The sequence below is a fragment of the Roseibium sediminis genome, from assembly GCF_008711325.1.
GTDB lineage: Bacteria > Pseudomonadota > Alphaproteobacteria > Rhizobiales > Stappiaceae > Roseibium > Roseibium sediminis.
This window is the reverse complement of the sequence record NZ_VXDB01000014.1, coordinates 17,477-35,456: the sequence shown is the minus strand read 5'-3', so window position 1 is coordinate 35,456 and position 17,980 is coordinate 17,477. Positions and strand designations below refer to the sequence as shown.

Annotated in this window: 13 protein-coding genes and 1 tRNA gene; 5 read left to right on the top strand and 9 right to left on the bottom strand. The window is 57.9% G+C overall.

From position 1 onward, the window contains the following. Positions 1-60 precede the first annotated feature (60 nt). From F0155_RS14775 to F0155_RS14760, 4 genes are all read right to left on the bottom strand, one after another. Entirely contained in the window at positions 61-2,316 is a 2,256-nt protein-coding gene (locus tag F0155_RS14775; protein WP_150525307.1) for an ATP-binding response regulator, read from the bottom strand. Further along, positions 2,313-3,482: an FIST N-terminal domain-containing protein gene (locus tag F0155_RS14770; RefSeq protein WP_150525306.1), complete on the bottom strand. Its 1,170-nt coding sequence runs from the start codon at positions 3,480-3,482 to the stop codon at positions 2,313-2,315. The genes F0155_RS14775 and F0155_RS14770 overlap by 4 nt, the downstream gene beginning before the upstream one ends. 7 nt (positions 3,483-3,489) lie before the next feature. Further along, positions 3,490-4,212, bottom strand: coding sequence for a response regulator (locus F0155_RS14765; protein WP_150525305.1), 723 nt, complete (start codon positions 4,210-4,212; stop codon positions 3,490-3,492). A 440-nt stretch (positions 4,213-4,652) separates the two neighbouring features. Beyond that, positions 4,653-4,739 (bottom strand) — tRNA-Leu (locus tag F0155_RS14760). Positions 4,740-4,907: 168 nt separating this feature from the next. Here F0155_RS14760 and F0155_RS14755 point away from each other — a divergent pair. Next, a complete protein-coding gene (locus F0155_RS14755) occupies positions 4,908-5,882 on the top strand; it encodes a complex I NDUFA9 subunit family protein (RefSeq protein WP_150525304.1) in 975 nt (324 codons plus the stop codon). A 65-nt stretch (positions 5,883-5,947) separates the two neighbouring features. Here F0155_RS14755 and F0155_RS14750 read toward each other — a convergent pair whose 3' ends face one another. Next, positions 5,948-6,166 carry a DUF1127 domain-containing protein gene (locus tag F0155_RS14750; RefSeq protein WP_150525303.1) on the bottom strand — a complete coding sequence of 73 codons (219 nt, stop codon included), beginning with the start codon at positions 6,164-6,166 and terminating at the stop codon, positions 5,948-5,950. A gap of 141 nt (positions 6,167-6,307) precedes the next feature. Between F0155_RS14750 and F0155_RS14745 the strand changes: the two genes are divergently transcribed. Beyond that, positions 6,308-7,309, top strand: a complete 1,002-nt coding sequence (locus tag F0155_RS14745; RefSeq protein ID WP_150525302.1) for a helix-turn-helix transcriptional regulator — start codon at positions 6,308-6,310, stop codon at positions 7,307-7,309. A gap of 6 nt (positions 7,310-7,315) precedes the next feature. On the opposite strand, the gene F0155_RS14740 is transcribed toward F0155_RS14745, so the two are convergent. Beyond that, positions 7,316-8,122: an undecaprenyl-diphosphate phosphatase gene (locus F0155_RS14740; RefSeq protein WP_150525301.1), complete on the bottom strand. Its 807-nt coding sequence runs from the start codon at positions 8,120-8,122 to the stop codon at positions 7,316-7,318. A 188-nt stretch (positions 8,123-8,310) separates the two neighbouring features. Between F0155_RS14740 and F0155_RS14735 the strand changes: the two genes are divergently transcribed. From F0155_RS14735 to F0155_RS14725, 3 genes are all read left to right on the top strand, one after another. Then, complete coding sequence (locus tag F0155_RS14735; protein WP_150525300.1) at positions 8,311-9,003, top strand: glutathione S-transferase family protein; 693 nt, start codon at positions 8,311-8,313, stop codon at positions 9,001-9,003. Beyond that, complete coding sequence (queG, locus tag F0155_RS14730) at positions 9,003-10,169, top strand: tRNA epoxyqueuosine(34) reductase QueG (protein ID WP_150525299.1); 1,167 nt, start codon at positions 9,003-9,005, stop codon at positions 10,167-10,169. Before F0155_RS14735 ends, queG begins: the two co-directional genes overlap by 1 nt. Before the next feature lie 115 nt (positions 10,170-10,284). Then, positions 10,285-12,435 carry a hypothetical protein gene (locus F0155_RS14725; RefSeq protein ID WP_150525298.1) on the top strand — a complete coding sequence of 717 codons (2,151 nt, stop codon included), beginning with the start codon at positions 10,285-10,287 and terminating at the stop codon, positions 12,433-12,435. Between the two features lie 81 nt (positions 12,436-12,516). On the opposite strand, the gene fdhF is transcribed toward F0155_RS14725, so the two are convergent. The 3 genes from fdhF to F0155_RS14710 all read right to left on the bottom strand — a co-directional run bounded on the left by fdhF (position 12,517) and on the right by F0155_RS14710 (position 17,964). Then, positions 12,517-15,291 (bottom strand): formate dehydrogenase subunit alpha, encoded by a 2,775-nt coding sequence (fdhF, locus tag F0155_RS14720; RefSeq protein WP_150525297.1) that lies wholly within the window; start codon positions 15,289-15,291, stop codon positions 12,517-12,519. After that, positions 15,288-16,964 (bottom strand): NAD(P)H-dependent oxidoreductase subunit E, encoded by a 1,677-nt coding sequence (locus F0155_RS14715; RefSeq protein ID WP_150525296.1) that lies wholly within the window; start codon positions 16,962-16,964, stop codon positions 15,288-15,290. The genes fdhF and F0155_RS14715 overlap by 4 nt, the downstream gene beginning before the upstream one ends. 97 nt (positions 16,965-17,061) lie before the next feature. Beyond that, positions 17,062-17,964, bottom strand: a complete 903-nt coding sequence (locus tag F0155_RS14710) for a LysR substrate-binding domain-containing protein (RefSeq protein WP_150525295.1) — start codon at positions 17,962-17,964, stop codon at positions 17,062-17,064. Positions 17,965-17,980: the final 16 nt, after the last annotated feature.

The following is a 17,980-nucleotide window of genomic DNA, read 5'->3' as shown; positions in this document are numbered from 1 at the left end:
ATTGATGACGCAGGACACCTGTCCTTTGGTCGGCAATTCGTCTCCCACCAATCCGCGGGATCACTTTGGAGCACAAACCACCACAGGCTGACGGGTCTTCCAGTCCATCAATGACCGCAACCGTGACAGCTTCACCGGCTTGGGGAGCACTGTAAAGCCGTATACGCGAGCGCTTTCTGCAAGCTCTTCCGGCGGGCTGGCCGTAATGACAACGGCGGGCACCCGGGTGCCGGTTTCTTGGCGAATTGCCATAATGGCCTTCACACCGTCATCATCTTCCCCAAGCTGATAGTCAGCCAAGATGATATCCGGCGCCATTCCAATCTCGCGCACCTGTTCCAGCGCCTGCGGTGTGGAAGAGGCCGTGAGCACACTCCCGCCCCAGCTTTCCACCTGCCTTGCGGTCGCGAACAAGACATCCGGGTTGTCTTCCACGATCAGGACGATCAGATCCATCCCTTCGGAGAGATCTGCGGTTTCCATCTGCAGCGGCAGTTCTTCAACCGGCGGCGTTGGCGTAACCGGCAGGACGATGGAAAAGACAGATCCTTCTCCCACCTTGGATCGCACAGACAGGGCATGGCCAAGACGTTGGCAGGCCCGGTCGACAATGGAGAGGCCCAGCCCCATCCCGAATTCCGAGCGCTCCGAGGTCACCCGGGTAAATTCGGAAAAGATGCGTGGCTGATCGGCTTCGGAAATGCCGATACCCGTATCCCAGACTTCGAGGCAAACAGTCTCGCCAATGCGCCGGCAGCCAACCAGTACCTTGCCGGTCTTTGTGTACTGAATGGCATTGGTGACCAGATTTTGCAGCGAGCGCAAAAGATAGCGATGGTCGCTTTCCACCCACACGCTGCACGGAACAACGCGAAGCTCGATCTTTTTCTTCTCTGCGACCGGGGTGTAGTCCTCCCGAACCGAGTTCAGGAGGTCGCCGATTGGAAAGGTCGAGATCGTGAATTCCGCTCCGACAGAATCAAGGCGCGAGATATCAAGGAGCGTATGCAACAGGGTTTCGACGGATTCAAATGACCGTCCCAGTCGCCCGACCATATCGGCAAACGGGGTGTCTGCGGCACTGTCGCTCATCGTGGAAATCAGAAGCTTTGCCGCATTTACCGGCTGCAAGAGGTCGTGACTGGCAGCCGCAAAAAACCGGGTCTTGGAGCGCACGGCCTCTTCGGCCTGTGTTTTCGCCCGGCGCAATTCCTCATCGATCAGGATCTGCTCTTCATGCTGCTCGCGCAGGCGCCGGTTCGCTTCGGTCAGTTCCCCTGTCCGCTCGCGAACCATTTCCTCCAGCGTTTCCTTCGAACGTGTCTCGGCCGTTATATCCAGCACGTTCATGATGAACCCCTGATCGGGCAGTTCATGCACACGAATGTTTAGGATGCTGCCGCGCGCATGCCGCACGATCCGCTCGAACCCCCCACTACGCCGGATTTCCTCCAGTAATTGCCCGAATTCATCGTCAGTCGACATACCTGCCAGAAGTTGGTGTTTCTTGACGAAATCTACGATCTGACGGATGGCCGTACCCTTCTGCACCAGACCGATGGGCAGATAGAGCAACTCCCTGAACCGCTCGTTGTTGATCAGCAGGGTTCCTTCACTTGAAAAGGTACACACCCCTTGCGTCATATGATCGAAGGCGGCCTGCAGAAAGAAGCCGTGCTCATCAATGAGGCGGTTCTTTTCGAGCCGGTTCTGGCGAACGATATGCGTGATTTCCGTCGACAACAGAACGGTCTTGTCGGCCGATGCCGTCTTGCGCGTAATCTGGAACCAGCGATCCCCGACAAGTTCCACAACGGACGGCGTGTTCCATCCGGGATCGAACCCTCCGCCCGTCAGGCTCGGCTGCCCGGACAGGGGCGGCGCGACCGACGTGACGCTTTTGCTTTGCTCCAGCGCGGCAAAGAAATCTTCCAGCGGCAGACCGGGAGTGATCCGTTCTTTCAGATCCGACAGCAACCCCTTGAACTGGTCGTTGAAGACTTCCAGTTTCCCATCCGTGAAGAGCGCAAATCCGCCCTCCATGGCATCCAGCGCGTCGGCGAGATTTCGTTCGGTCTGCTCGCGGGCGTATTCGGCAATCTTCAGCTTGCTGCTGGCTCGCCCAAGCGTGTCGAGTGCCTGCTCCAGATCCCGTGTCTTAGCCCAGACCTCTCCTTGCAGGGCAATGGCAGACTGAAACAGGGAATAGACAGATCCGCCAACCCCGTCCTCCCGGTTTGCCCTTCGGATCAGCGCCTCGATGACCTTCGCCTGGCGCTCGACCTGCTTCTCCAGAGGGATGTCCGGATCGATCAAAACGGATTGCCGTCCTTTGGCGGATAGAATGCGACGCCGACAAAGGTCTGGTTCACATGCACTCCAAGATGCTGTTCGCCATAAGTGTTGAAGCCAAGCACCTTGTGTTTGCTCAAGATTTCGGAGGCTTCAGAGGAGATGCCGTTTTGCTCGATCTCAAGGCGGCGAAGATAGCAGTCAAATCCAAGAACGAAGTCGGGCGCTTGCCCGGTGGAAGAGGGAGCAGTCAGCCCGTTTTCCAGCGTCTTGAGGATTTCCGTTCCCTGACCGAGGGTCAGCACGAGCCCATCGTCAATGGCGGACAGGAATCGCAACCCGCCGGAGTCCGTCACCTGCTGGATCGCCCGTACGTGCCAGGTCTGCCCATTGCGCACGAGAACCGGATTTTCGGCAAAGATCCGCGGCGACAACTCCGATAATTCCCGACCGACACAGCGTGCATATTCCTCGGCGGCCGGAGCTCCGTTGATCTCCAGAACCAGACGCTCTTCCGGAACGGCATGTGTGACCACCATATGGGTGCTCGTTGGCAGAAAGTGGTCGAACCCCAGACCGCGGAAATCCAGATTGGTCTCCAGAAGCAACAACAGGGCAGCGTCCGAATGCGCCTGCCCGCCATGCAGCACAAAGGTTTCGTCAAAGGCAAGACCGTGGCCAGCAGATCCCCCAAACACGGGAACATCGCCCAACCCGGCTGTTATCGCCGCCACGATAAGGTCTTCCTGTTTGGAAAGGCCATCGGCAAAGACGAGCCCCATCCGCTTCCAGTTTGCCGTCTTCGGGAACCGGGCTGCGAGTGTTTCGGCCTCCGACGCCATGCGTTCAATCGACATTGGACGCAGCGACCTGTAGAGCGCCGAGCAGCACCGGAAATGCGCTTTCGGGAACCCCAGCAGGACCAGGGCCTTGTCCTCATACCCCTCCCGCGTAATCTGACCGGCAGTGGAGCACCCAAAGAATGTGCCTGAGGGAGCGAGCGCTGCCAGATGCCGCGCGACATCACGCGGATCGAGACTATCAGGCACAAACACCAGTGCGAAGCACATGGACTGCACGTTCAGGCCATTGAGAACCTCGGCAACGGCCTCCACAGCCTGCTCGCACCTCGATACACGAACGGTTGCAGTGGCGGGCGGAGCAGTCACTGGTGAACTCGGTTGGGTCATTATGCTTTCAGCTCAAAAGGGCCCGGGTATCTGCATCCGACAGCCGCTGATTTCCTTCCAGACTGGCGCTTCGCACCAGAAGAGCCGCCTGGGTTCTGTTGTTGACGCCCAAACGTCGCAAGAGCGCCGTGATATGGGCTTTCACCGTCGCTTCGGCCAAAGACAGTTCATAGGCAATCTGCTTGTTGGGTTTGCCGTCGCAGATCAGTTTCATGATCCGGTTTTGCTGCGGCGTCAGCTCGGCAATCTTGTTGGCCACTTCCTGCACGGTCACGTCGGCCCGTGTCGGCCGCTTTGGCGGCTTGTAGCCCGGTGGCAGGAACCTCCGCCCTTCCCGGATTTCGGACAAGGCATGCTGCAACACCTTGTGAGAGGCATCCTTCGGGAGGAAGCCTGCCGCACCGGCGTTTGTCAGCGCGGTGATCATTTCGTCGGACGAATCGGCAGATACTACAAGCACCGGAACATCGGGCAGCCGATTCTTCACCTTGATGAAGCCACTCAGGCCCGTAACATCCGGCAATCTCAGGTCCAGTACGACCAGATCCGGCTGGAACCGGACGCCGATTTTCCGCAGCCCCTCCTTCAGCGAAGTTGCAGTTCGAACAGTTTTCGACCTGAAGTATTTCTCCAAAGTTGCCGCAAGCGCATCGCAATAGAGTGGATGGTCGTCAATCACAAGAACCGACTTGATTACCAACTGATCTTGCGACTCCCCCTCTTTTTTCATGGTTCCTCCTCCATTGAGAGAATAAGACTACCGCTAGGTAGGTGGCCTTTTCAACTCAATTTTTGCCACTGTTCGCCTTAACGACTGCAGCTTCTTCTATTATTAACATATGAAATTACACGATTTTTACTTTCAAACCCAATGAAACATTCACCGACTTGCCGCAGGGTTTGGAAACATCATCAATGGGAGCGAGATCGAAATTCGAACTGTTGAGGGATGCGGCCTCGGCAAGCTAGCCCAGGGGACGCTCAGGCGCTTGGCAATGAATGGTCAGCTGGGTGCGCAGGCGGGATATCCGGCTGTTCCGGTTTGGTAGGTCAGGACGTTTTGGGGGATTTTTTAAAGGTTCAAAGCCGCGTTGGGCTCGAAGGAAAGCACAAAAGAAAAAACCGGCCAAAGGCCGGTTTCTTTTGATTCCTGCTGGTAAATCAGGAATTTGGTGCCCAGGAGAGGACTCGAACCTCCACGCCCTTTCGAGCGCTAGCACCTGAAGCTAGTGCGTCTACCAATTCCGCCACCTGGGCTGTGAGGGGGGCTTGTAAGGGTCTCCTTCACACTTGTCAATCAACATTTTGCCGAGAAAATTATTCATTCACATCCAGCCCTTCACAGGCCCCTCTCAAAGGGCTATGAGACAAGCTGACGCGTGATATAGACACTGGCAACTATCAGGATTCGGAGAGGGCAGAGGCATGTCCACGGCACTGAATGGCAAACTGGTTACGGTATTCGGCGGCTCAGGCTTTGTCGGCCGGCATGTGATCCGGGCTCTCGCCCGCAAAGGCTATCGCATCCGCGCGGCAGTTCGCCGCCCCGACCTTGCGACCCACCTGCAGCCGCTTGGCGCACCCGGACAGATCATGCCCGTGCAGGCGAATCTCCGCTATCGCTGGTCTGTGGACCGGGCCGTTGATGGGGCCGATGCCGTCGTAAACGCTGTCGGCATTCTAGCTCCCACGGGCAAGCAGACCTTCGAGGCCGTGCAAAGCTTCGGCCCGCGCGCCATCGCGGAAGCTGCACGTGGCGCAGGTCTTTCCGGGATCACGCACATCTCTGCCATTGGCGCTGACGCGGACTCCCCTTCCACCTATGCCCAGACGAAGGCTGCCGGGGAAGCCGCAGTCTTTGAAACCCTGGCCGACAGTGTTGTCCTGCGCCCGTCCATCATCTTTGGACCGGAAGACGGGTTCTTCAACAAGTTTGCTGCAATGTCTGCCATGACACCGGCCTTGCCGTTGATCGGCGGCGGTCACACGCTGTTCCAGCCGGTTTATGTGCGCGATGTTGCCGAGGCCGTAGCGCAGTCCGTGGATGGTCAGCTCACCGCTGGATCCGTCTATGAACTCGGTGGCCCGGAAGTCCTCAGCTTCAAGGAGTGCCTTGAAGTCATGCTGACAGTCATCAACCGGCAACGCCTTCTGGTTCCGCTGCCATTCCCGGTCGCGTCCGTCATGGGCAAGCTGCTGCAGATCCTGCCGTCTCCAATGCTGACGGCTGATCAGGTGGAACTGCTCAAGTCAGACAACATCGTCTCCGAAGACGCGATCAAGTCCGGGCGGACCCTGCAGGGCCTCAACATTGAGCCAAGCACCCTGGCGGCCATTCTGCCGACCTATCTCGGCATGTTCTCCGAGCACGGCCAGTACGATACATACCGGACAACATAGTCCGACGAAAAATCGATGAATGTTGGAAAGACCGCCCGCCAAGGGCGGTCTTTTTTGTTGCCAGATCATTCGCCTGCTCCCGTGTTCCGGCGACGATATCCGTTCGGTCCGCGTTCCAGCCCGATGTCATCCAGCAGCCGGTCATCCAGCTGCTGCAGGGAACGCAAGGTCTGGTCTCGCTTGTAGGCCTGCGCCCAGGCACCAACCATTCTGCTGGCCAGATCGAACAGGAGACCGCGACCCCGCAGTCGGGACGTCAGAAACTGATGTTCGTAATAAGACATGATCAAACTCCTTCAAGTAAGGGCCGACGCGACCCGGATGCGATGACAAAAAGGAGAATGACGCGGCATACCTGACAGCATGGAGTCATGTATGATCACGGTATGTTCTTTTTCTTCGAATCGACATGACAGGCCCTGTCCATGAATTCCATTGAACGCGCCCTTGCGATCCTTCTCTTGATGTCTGGTGGCAAGCTTGTCAGCGCGACAACATTGTCCGAACGCTTCGGGGTTTCCCTTCGCACCATCTACAGGGACATTGACCGTCTCATTGCCCTAGGTGTCCCGGTGGAGGCTGCACGCGGGGCAGAGGGCGGATATCGCCTCGCAAAGGGCTACATCCAGCCCCCGGTTGCCTTGAACCGCAATGAAACGGCCGCACTCCTTGCTGCCCTCTCGCTGTTCCGGGTAATGCGGGTCATGCCTCTTGCCTCCGATCTTGAAGCTGCCGAACGCAAGCTGATTGCCTCCCTGCCCTCCAGCGTCCACAAGCTGCTGGCGCAAGCGGAACGCATCATCGGAACGGAACCGGTTCCGGCAGATATCTTTCACTCCGGCACGAAAGCCGACCCCACGCCGCTTTGGCAACAGGCGCTGGACGATTTCATGATTGGGTTGCTGGAGAGCCGCAGGGTGCGGTTTCAGTATTTCAATCCATCCCGACAGGACGTGAAGGAGCATGACGTCGAGCCGCGCGGCGCGATTCTGGACCGCGATCTCTGGTATCTGGCCGGGCGGTGCGTTGATACGAACGAGGTCAAGGTCTATCGGGCGGACCGTGTGCGAAGCAGCGAAGTTAGCGGCATGCGGTTCAGGCCTGATGCGGACTTCACCATTCAGGATCTACTGGGCGGAGTGTGGCTGAACCGAGCCATGCGCCGATGGGAAGCAGATCATCGCGTTGCCGAGATTCGCATCACTGCAGCGCAAGCAACACGGCTCCAAGCCGACTGGTATTACCGGCACGCAGTGTTCCTGCCGGACACGGAAACCAGCCTTGTGATGCAGGTGCCAGTGACAGGCATGACCAAAATCCTGCCACTCGTTCGCTGGCTCGGGCCGGAGGCCGAACTTCTTGGTCCACCCGAGCTCAGACAGGAGTTGGCGCGCGAACTCAAAGACATGAGCGCGCGCCATGCCTGAAGTCGTTCAGCCGAAGATGTAAAGTCCCGCAAAGCCGAGAAGGCCGACAGCTATCCGCCAGTAGGCAAAGGGCGCAAATCCGTGTTTGGAGACGAAGTCGAGCAATCCCTTGACCACGATCACGCCCGCTATGAACGAGGCGACAAATCCGATGCCGATCAGCATCGCATCGTCAGCCGTCAGAACGTCCTTGTTCTTGTAAAGGTCATAGACGAAAGCTCCAGCCATTGTCGGCATGGCCAGAAAGAAGGAAAACTCGGCTGCCGACCGCTTGTCCGTTCCCATCAACAGCGCACCGGCGATCGTTGCCCCGGATCGCGAAACCCCCGGCACCATCGCCAGACACTGACAAAACCCGATCTTGATGCACAGGCTGATCGGATATTGGGAGACGTCAGTATAGCGCGGCTTCAGCGGAAGCCGATCAATCCAGAGAAGAATCACTCCGCCGATCAGCAGTGTGCTGCAAACCAGCGCCGGAGTTTCAAACAACACTTCCTTGATGAAACCGTGAGCCATGACGCCGATAATTGCGGCCGGAAGGAAGGCAAGGAGAATGCCGAATACAAAACGGCGGCTGGAAGGGTCGTTCGGCAGGCTTGTCGTCAAATTCCAGAGGCGGGAGAAATAGACAGACAGGATCGCAAGGATCGCACCGAGTTGGATCAGGACCTCAAATGTCTTGCCATTGCTCTCAAATCCGAGGAAATGTCCCAGCAAAAGCAAATGACCTGTTGAAGAGACCGGAATGAACTCGGTAAGGCCCTCCACAATTCCGAGAATGAGGGCATTGATGATTGTCTGATTGTCCATCGTGATTCCGTTTTGGCGGCAAGTGGCATCTCAGTGCCCCCCCGGACAGCGTTTGTAAATGGTCAAAATAACCTTTCAATGACGTGACGTCGTCAAGTCATTGATAACCAAGTTTGCGCCATAGTGTTCGACTAACAGCTACTGCGAGCTGGTGATTTCTTTTCAATTCAAGGCTGTACCCCGGCGCCATGCTGACGCTCTATCAACATCCCTTCTCCCCCTCCTCACGCTTCGTGCGGATGATTCTGTCTGAATATGGCGCAGATTTTCAGATCGTTCACATCAATCCCTGGGAGCGCCCGCAGGATCTTTTGTCGCTCAATGCGGCTGGAACGGTTCCTGTCATCGTGGAGAATGACGGCCCCGCCATCTGTGGCGCAGGCGCCATCATGGAGTATCTGGACGAGACGAGAGGCTATGCGCTTGCAGACCGACGCCTGATGCCGGACCACCCGGAAGCCCGCGCGGAAACGCGCCGACTGGTCGACTGGTGTCTGGTGAAGTTCGACAACGAGGTCATCGGCCATTTCGTTCGAGAGCGAATCTACAAGCAGGCGATGCCGCGCTCTGCAGGCGGTGGCGAGCCGGATTCAAACGCGCTGCGCGTTGCGAGGGCAAATATCCAGCACCACCTGAAATATTTCGGCTATCTTGTCGCCTATAGAAGATGGCTGGCGGGTGAGCGTCTTTCCTTTGCCGACTTTGCGCTGGCCGCTGAACTTTCTTGTGCGGACTATCTCGGCGAAGTGCCATGGGCGAACGAAGAAAACGTCAAGAACTGGTACGCCAAGGTGAAGTCCCGCCCGGCGATGCGCCCGCTGCTGCAGGAAAAGATCCTCGGCATGCCCCCCGCTCCGACTTACGCGGATCTCGACTTTTGATGCCTGCCGCCTCAGGCGATCCGAAACTCCAAAAACTGGTTTCCGCGCTTAGAGCCAAGGCTGAGCAGCTAGGCTTTGACGGACTTGAAATCACCACCCCGGACGCCATTTCGCAGGCACCGGCAAGACTGCGCGACTTCCTGAACGAAGGCTATCATGCCTCCATGGCCTGGATGGCAGAAACGGAGGACCGGCGCGCAGACCCGAAGGTGCTGTGGCCGGAAACCGGATCCATCATCATGTTGGCCATGAACTACGGACCGCAAGTTGGCGAAGAACCGCTTGCCCATCTGTCGGATCCCGAAACCGGCGGCATCTCGGTCTATGCGCGGCACCGCGACTATCACGACATCATCAAGGGACGACTGAAGGAACTTGCAAGTTTTCTGGTGTCGCGTGCCAAGGATTTCGCAAGCCCGGATGTGAAAGTCTTCGTCGACACTGCGCCGGTCATGGAAAAGCCTCTGGCTGCGGCTGCCGGGCTTGGCTGGCAAGGCAAACACACCAATCTTGTGTCGCGAAAACTCGGCTCCTGGTTCTTTCTCGGTTCCATCTTCACCACTCTTGACTTGCCGGTCGGCTCTGCGGAACGGGATCATTGCGGGTCATGCAGGGCCTGTCTCGACAGCTGCCCCACCGACGCGTTTCCCAATCCCTATCAGCTCGATGCGCGCCGCTGCATTTCCTATCTGACCATTGAGCATGCCGGGCCAATTCCGAACGAGTTTCGGGAAAAGATGGGCAACAGGATCTATGGCTGCGACGATTGCCTTGCCGCCTGTCCATGGAACAAGTTTGCCAGCGCAGCACGCGAGGCAAAGCTGCAGGCACGAGATGATCTGATCTCGCCAAGGCTTGCTGATCTGCTGGAACTCGATGACCAGAGTTTCCGCAAACTGTTTTCCGGCTCCCCGATCAAGCGTATTGGTCGCAACAGGTTCCTGCGCAATGTGCTTGTTGCCGCCGGAAACTCCGGCATTGCGGCGCTTGGCGACAGGGTTGTTGCCCATCTTGAAGACCCGGACCCGGTTGTTCGTGGCACGGCCGTGTGGGCCTCGTCCAAACTTTTGCCCAAAGATACATTTTTAACCCTGAAAGCAGCTGCCCTTGCCAAAGAGGCGGAAAATACCGTAAGGGCAGAATGGAATGCGCAGTTTGGCCATTGACAAAATATGGTCACGGTCCGTTCTTAAAAAATCCGACATGTTCAAACATGACATTCCGCCGATGACGGTCTGTTTCTGTTTCCCAAAACTCGTTTTCCGTCAGGAGGATTTCAGTTTGCAAAACCTATTTCAATCTCCATTCGCCAGTCGCACACACGGTGCGCTGACCGTAAAGGTCGCGACAGTGTTGACCGGCACCGCTCTGGCTCTTGTCCTCACCCAACCTGCTTTTGCAGACAGCACCGGGGAAGAGGCCTATCGCGCCTATATTCAGGAGTTGGAAGCACTCGGCTTCAAGAGCTCCAACAGCGGGATCGAGTACAATTCCTCTACGGATCAGCTGATCATTTCAAATGATCAATGGGTTTTTGAAGGGGCGCTTCCGGTCAGTGCCGGTGGCACCGAAGCGGATGGTGAGACTGTCGAAGCCGCCTACAAGTTTACCTATTCGAGCGGCACCACGACCATCGACGGCCTCAGCGAAAAGGACGGTGTTTACACGGCATCCAGCTGGAGCTTTTCCAACGACACCCAGTTCGAGGCGATCGGGTCTGTCGAGGGCAAGGGCCGCGGCAAGCTGGTTGCGCGCATCAACGGCATGTCCATCAGCAACTACGGCTTCGATGTACCGGACGTCCCTGCTGACAATGCAGACAAGAAGGTGAGCCGCTGGCTTCCGTTCCTGCGCACCTTGATGCTCCAGAACTTCGATGAAACCAAGGTCGACGCCGTTGCGATGACCCTGGAGGCTTATGAAGGCTCAAAGGACGACGAACAGCTGATCGTCTCCGGGACCATGCAGATGGACGGCTACAGCGTCCTGAACTCCCGTGATGGCAAGGTCGAACGCTATGTCATGGACAAGGTCACGCAAAACATCCTGACGCGGGCCGAACATTCCGACGACATGGTATCCCAGACGACCACCCAGATCGGCACGGTCTACGAGGACGTCAACAACGCCGCGTTTATCGACCTTTTCGATCCGGCTGTGGCGGCCTCCGATGACCGGCTGACCGTTGTTGGCTCCCAGACCGTGGAAAGCTACGAGTCGACACAGGAAGTCGCGCCCGGGTTTGCCATTCGCATGACCACCGGCAATGTCCACGCAAACGACTTCTTTGTGGTCAAGCGTGACTTTGACTTCCTTGGTCTGCTCGACGGCCTGCTGGCAGGACAAGAACCCAGCATTGAAAATCTCGGTGTGGGTGCCCTGCAGCTTTATCGCTCTTTCGGCGTCAAGGACCTCGGATTGATGGACATGACCGTCACCGCTCCAAATCCGGAACAACCGGATGAGGAAATCCGGGTGGCGATTGGAGAGATGAAGATGGTCAACTTCAGCTCCAACGGCATTGGAGAGATGTCGGTTTCCGACATTTCCGCTCCGGACCTTCCGGATGGAGCCAGCTTCAAGCTTGATCGCGCGAGCCTGGGCAACATCGAGTTTGCCGAGTTCGCACCGATGCAGGGCATTATTTCCCAGCTCGTTGCAGATCCGGACCTTGCCTCACGCGACCCGTTCCTGATGGCAAAGACCTTCACCCCGCATTCCCTGTCCGTCGCAATTGACGGTTTGGACCTCAACGTCCCGGGTGAGGTTGCTGTTTCGCTGAACAGTTACGTGCTTGATCTGGCCTCCACAGTGCCGCCGATCCCGACAAGCATCTATACCAAGACCGACAGTCTGGTCATGCCGGTTGAAGCCATTGAGGAACCGGAAGCGCAGGCAATCCTGCAGGCACTCGGACTTGAGACCGTCACCTGGTCGGATGAAACCCGTCTTTACTGGGACGAGGAAACCAAAGACCTCCATCTTGAAAAACTGGTGATGTCGCTGAAGGACCTCGGCACGGTGGAAGGCACATTCCGCTTCGCCAATGTTGCGCGCGAAGTGTTTGAAGACCCGCAGGGTCAGGGTCAGTTTGCCTTGGCCATGGCCAGCTTTGTGGAAGCCGAATTCCAGTTCACCGATGAAGGTGGCACGGAAAAGGGTCTCGCTCTGGCAGCGCAGGATGCCGGCGTTCCGGTGGAGGCGCTCAAGATCGGTCTTGTTGAACAGGCTGCCCAGTCAACGGCAGCTCTTCAGAACGAAGCCTTCACGTCGATGGTTCGAGATGCCGTTTCCAAATTCCTGGAGAACCCGGAAGCGATCAAGATCAGCCTGAAGCCGGTCAAGAGCGTGCCTGTCACGCAAATCCTCGGAAGCCTTGCAGCTCCGCAGACCTTGCCTGATCTCCTGAACATTCAGGTCACGGCCAACTGATCGGATCAAACATCCGGACCTTCAAAAACAAACGGAGCGGACACTGTCCGCTCCGTTTTTTCTTTGCTCTTGTGATCTGAACTATTCGGCTGCTTCAGCCGAGAGGTTCGCAGGACCAATACGAGCCGCGCAGAATTTGAACTCCGGGATTTTCCCGAACGGATCCAGCTGCGGATTGGTCAGGAAGTTCGCCGGGGCCTCAAAAAAGCAGAACGGTATGAACATCATGCCTTCCGAAACATCCCTGTCTGCCCGAAGGGTCAGCGTGATGGCGCCGCGCCGCGTTTCGACGGTTACCTGCTGACCGATATCCAGCCCCTGACGCCCGATGTCCTTCGGGTTCATCGACACGACCGGTTCCGGCTCGATGGCGTCCAGCACGGTCGCACGCCGGGTCATGGCACCCGTATGCCAGTGTTCCAGCATGCGGCCCGTTGTCAGCACCAGCGGGAAATCCTCATCCGGCACTTCATCGGGCGGGACAAGGTCGGTCGGCACAATCCGCGCGCGGCCATCGGCTGTCGGGAACGACTGGCCGAACAGGATTTCGTTGCCCGGCTCGTCCGGCGCATCGGCCGGATACGTCACGGTGCCATCTCGTTCCAAGCGCTCCCAGGAGATGTTGGAGAGCGACTTCATATGCGAGCGCATCTCCTCATAGACCGCCGGCACCCCGTCATAGGACCAGTTCAGTCCCATCCGGTTCGCAAGATCGACAATGATCTCGTGATCGGCCCGCGCCTCTCCGGGCATTGGAACACAAGGACGTCCGATCTGGACCTGACGGTTGGTGTTGGTGAAGGTTCCGAGCTTTTCGGCATGGGCAGACGCTGGCAGGATCACATCCGCATGCCACGCTGTCTCGGTCATGAAGATGTCCTGAACCACCAGATGTTTCAGGCTGGCGAGAGCCGCCCTTGCATGGTTCTGGTCCGGATCAGACATGGCCGGGTTTTCACCCATCACATACATGGCCTCGATGCCACCCGCCAGAATGTCGTCCATGATCTCGACAACGGTCAATCCACGCACAGGATCGAGGGTTCGCCCCCAGGCGTCCTCGAATTCGGCGCGAATGTCCGCATTTTCAACGGAACGATAGTCCGGATAAACCATCGGGATCAGACCTGCATCCGACGCGCCCTGGACATTGTTCTGGCCGCGCAGCGGGTGAAGACCCGTGCCGGGACGGCCGATCTGGCCCGTCGTCAGCGCCATGGCGATCAGGCAACGGACATTGTCAGTGCCGTGAACGTGTTGCGACACGCCCATGCCCCAATAGATGATCGACTTGGCACTCGTCGCATAAAGGCGGGCGACTTCGCGCAAGGTCTGGGCGTCAATCCCGCAAACCGGTTCCATCGCTTCCGGTGTGAAGTCCGCGATCTTCTCCCTCAAGGTCTCGAAGCCATCCACATGAGCTGCAATATACTGCTCGTCGTAGAGCTTTTCGGTCACGATGACATTCAGGATCGCGTTCAGCATGGCCACATCAGTGCCTGGCTTGAACTTCAGGCCATAGTCGGCATGCCGCATCAGGCCCTGACCGCGTGGATCCATGACGATCAGCTTCGTGCCGTTCTTCGCAGCCTGCTTGATGTAGGTCGCCGCAACGGGGTGATTCTGTTCGGGACGTGCGCCAATCACGATCATGCAGTCGGCATCAGCGGCCGCCGTAAACGGTGCTGTCACTGCGCCAGAGCCAATGCCCTCCATCAGGGCGGCTACAGACGAGGCATGACACAGCCGGGTGCAATGGTCGACATTGTTGGTGCCGAAACCCTGACGGATGAATTTCTGGAAGAGATAGGCTTCCTCGTTCGATCCCTTGGCTGATCCAAATCCGGCAATCCCGGCCCCACCCTTGGCAGCGTGGGAGGCTTTCAGACCATTGGCAGCCCGGTCCAGCGCCTCTTCCCACGTGGCTTCGCGGAACACGTCAAACCGGTCTTCCCACTTGAGACCTGCGTTGGCATTCTTCGGCGCATCGTCGCGGCGGACCAGCGGCTTGGTCAGGCGTTCAGGATTTGAGACATAGTCAAAGCCGAAACGGCCCTTTACGCAAAGCCGGTTTTCATTCGCCGGACCATCCCGGCCTTCCACTTGAACGATCTTGCCGTCCTTGACCTTTACGGACGTCAAGCAGCCAACGCCGCAGAACGGGCAGACACTGTCGATGCTCTCTTCTGCATAGACCGTACGGACTTTTGCCGCCTCGTCCAGCAGGCTCTTTTCCATCAACGCACCAGTCGGGCAGGCCGATATGCACTCGCCGCAAGCCACACAGGAGCTGAGACCCATCGGGTCCATCAAGTCAAAGACCGGTATCGTATGGGATCCGCGGTCAGCCATGCCGATCACGTCATTGACCTGGACTTCCCGGCAGGCCCGTTCGCAGAGATTACAGGCGATGCAGGCATCCAGATTGACTGCGATCGCAGGGTGGGAGATGTCCTGCGCCGGTTTTCCGCAAGCTGCATACCGGCTTTCCGTGACACCGACCCGGTCGGACCATTTCCAGAAATCGCTCTCCGGGTCCGGATGCTGGTCGCGGGACGGCTGGTCGGCCATCAGGAGTTCGAACACCATCTCGCGGGCCTTTTCTGCCCGCTCGGTCGCCGTGTTGACGACCATCCCCTCGGACGGGGTTCGCACACAGGACGCCGTCAAAGTGCGTTCGCCCTGAACGTCGACCATGCAGGCGCGGCAATTTCCATCAGAGCGATAACCCGGCGCATCCTTGTGGCACAAATGCGGAATGGCAACGCCTTCGCGCTTGGCCACCTGCCAGATGGTTTCGCCTTCGCTTGCCGAGACTTCACGGCCATCGAGAGTGAATTTGATTTCGGAGCTCATCGGTCAAACTCCTCGGGGAAGAACTTCAGGACGGATGCGACGGGATTGCTGGCAGCCTGCCCGAGCCCGCAAATGGACGCAGAGCGCATGACAGCATCAAGATCGGCGATTTTCTCCTTGTCCCAGCTCGGGTCTTTCAAAAGGCCAACCATCTTTTCGGTGCCCGAACGACATGGCGTGCATTGCCCGCAGCTTTCATGCTTGAAGAACTGCATCAGGTTAAGGGCGACATCGCGCATGTTATCCTTGTCCGAGAAAACCACGATGGCGTGGCTGCCGATGAAACAGCCATGCTTGTCGAGCGTGCCAAAGTCCAATGGTTCGTCGGCAAGGGAAGCTGGCAAGATTCCTCCCGAAGCGCCGCCAGGCAGGTAGCCCTTGAAATTGTGGCCTTCTTCCATACCGCCGCAGAACTCAGTGAGCAGCTCGTTAATGGTGACCCCGGCAGGGGCTAGCTTTACGCCCGGCTCCTTCACACGGCCTGACACCGAGAACGACCGGAACCCTTTGTGACCGCGCCGCCCCTGATTTGCGAACCAGTCAGACCCCTTTTCCAGAATGTCGCGAATCCAGAACAGGGTCTCTACGTTGTGGTTGAGGGTTGGGCGTCCGAAGAGGCCTACTTGCGCAATGAAGGGGGGACGGTGGCGCGGCAGGCCGCGCTTGCCTTCTATCGACTCGATCATCGCGCTTTCCTCGCCGCAGATATAGGCGCCAGCGCCACGGCGGAGATCGAAATCGATGGTCGTGATGATACCTGCGTCCCGAAGCGCTGAAATTTCCCGCTTCAGGATTTCCAGAATCGCCGGATACTCATCGCGCATGTAGAGATAAATGCGCTCGACACCGACAGCGTGAGCGGCAATCAGCGCGCCTTCAAGCAACCGATGCGGGTCGCGCTCCAGATGAAACCGGTCCTTGAAGGTTCCCGGTTCCCCTTCATCGCCATTGATGGTGAGGTATTTCGGCCCCGGCAGATCGTTGACAATCTTCCATTTCGTGCCAGTTGGAAAACCCGCACCGCCAAGGCCGCGGAGGCCGGCCGCAAGAAGCTGATCCGCGATGTCCAGCGCCCCGACCTTGCCGGAGCGCACATCCTCCAGCTTCTGGTAGCCGCCGTCTTTCCGGTAAGCTTCAAGGTCCACACAGGCCGGGATTTCCGCTTCGCTTGCCCCTTCAAAGACAGCAGCTTTCACGGAGAGTTCGCTGGCATTATCGACAGCGCGTTTTCCGACCTGCACGGCAGGCGCCGACGCACAACGCCCAATGCACGGCACTTTCTGGATGCGGATCTTGGCGGGATCCAGCGTCTCACCCAGCACCTTTGCCAGAGCATCTGCGCCTTTCAGGGAACAGGTTACGCTGTCACACACACGGATCGTCAGCGGGGCGGGAGCGGCTTCGCCTTCCTTCACGATGTCAAAGTGGTGGTAGAAGCTGGCGACTTCATAAACCTCCGCCTGAGACAGGCGCATTTCGTCTGCAAGTGCCCTGAGATGGGCAGCCGAGAGATGACCGTAGGCATCCTGAATCTTGTGAAGATGCTCGATCAGAAGATCGCGACGTCGCGGCTCGTCCTTGAGCAGCTTTCGTACTTCTTCCAGCGCCACATCGTCTAGCTGACGACCCTTGGGCTGGGACGGCTTTCTGGAAAGCCCCTTGCCGAATGTCATATTGTTCTCTCTGGCTGGCGATTTTTCCAACCAGATAAAGACGTTACGTCACACAAGGGCAAATCGTGATTGCCAATGACGTAATAAGCCCAGCAAATCAACCAAGCGTATTCTTGGCAAGGAAATCGACAAGTGCCCGGGTCACCGGCAGCATCGGATCGCGGTCCGCGACAGCAAGCCCGATGAAGCTCTTGTGAACCGGAGCAACCAGATCCCACACACCCAGATCATCCGTCAGACCGGCATCTATCTGGACACGGGGCAAGATGGTGGCAAAGGCGTGTCGGCGCACAAGCGCGAAAAGCGCGTTGAAACTGTTGGCTTCGAACCGCGGCTCCGGGGAACATCCAACAGTGTTGAACACCTGATCAATGATCCGCCGGTTCTGCATGTCCTCAGTCAAAAGGCAGAGCGGCAGTTTGGCCGCGTCTTCCCATGTCATCAGTCCTGCGCCCCGGCCAACCACCTCCGGTCGGGCCACCAGACAATAGGTCTCTTCAAAGAGCGGGATAATGCTGCCCACCTTCTTGGTGGGCGCCTCGTGATACGTGATCGCGGCATCCAGCGAAAAGTCGACTATTCCCGCATCCAGTGCCTTTGAGGACATGGACAGGACCTGAACCTTCACATTGGGATAGCGACTGACGAACGCTCCGCTGAGCTGACCGGCATATGGTGTTGCAGACGGGACGACCCCCAATCGCAGGATTCCCTTCGGTCCTTCGACGTCATCCTTCAGGTCCTGAACAAGACCGGAGCAATCGGACAGGATACGCCGCGCCCATTCCAGCGCCTTTTCCCCTTCCGGAGTAAAGCCTTCAAAACGTTTGCCGCGAAAGATGAGCGGCGTATCCAGTGCCGTTTCCAGCCTGCGAATGCGGGATGACAGGGCTGGCTGGGAAAGCGCACAGGCCTCCGCGGCCCGTGCAAAATGCCTGTGCTCGGCCAGAGCAACAAGCAGCCGCAAATCGATCAGGTCATAGGGAGGCAAGCGTTCCATCAGGTCACATCGCGTC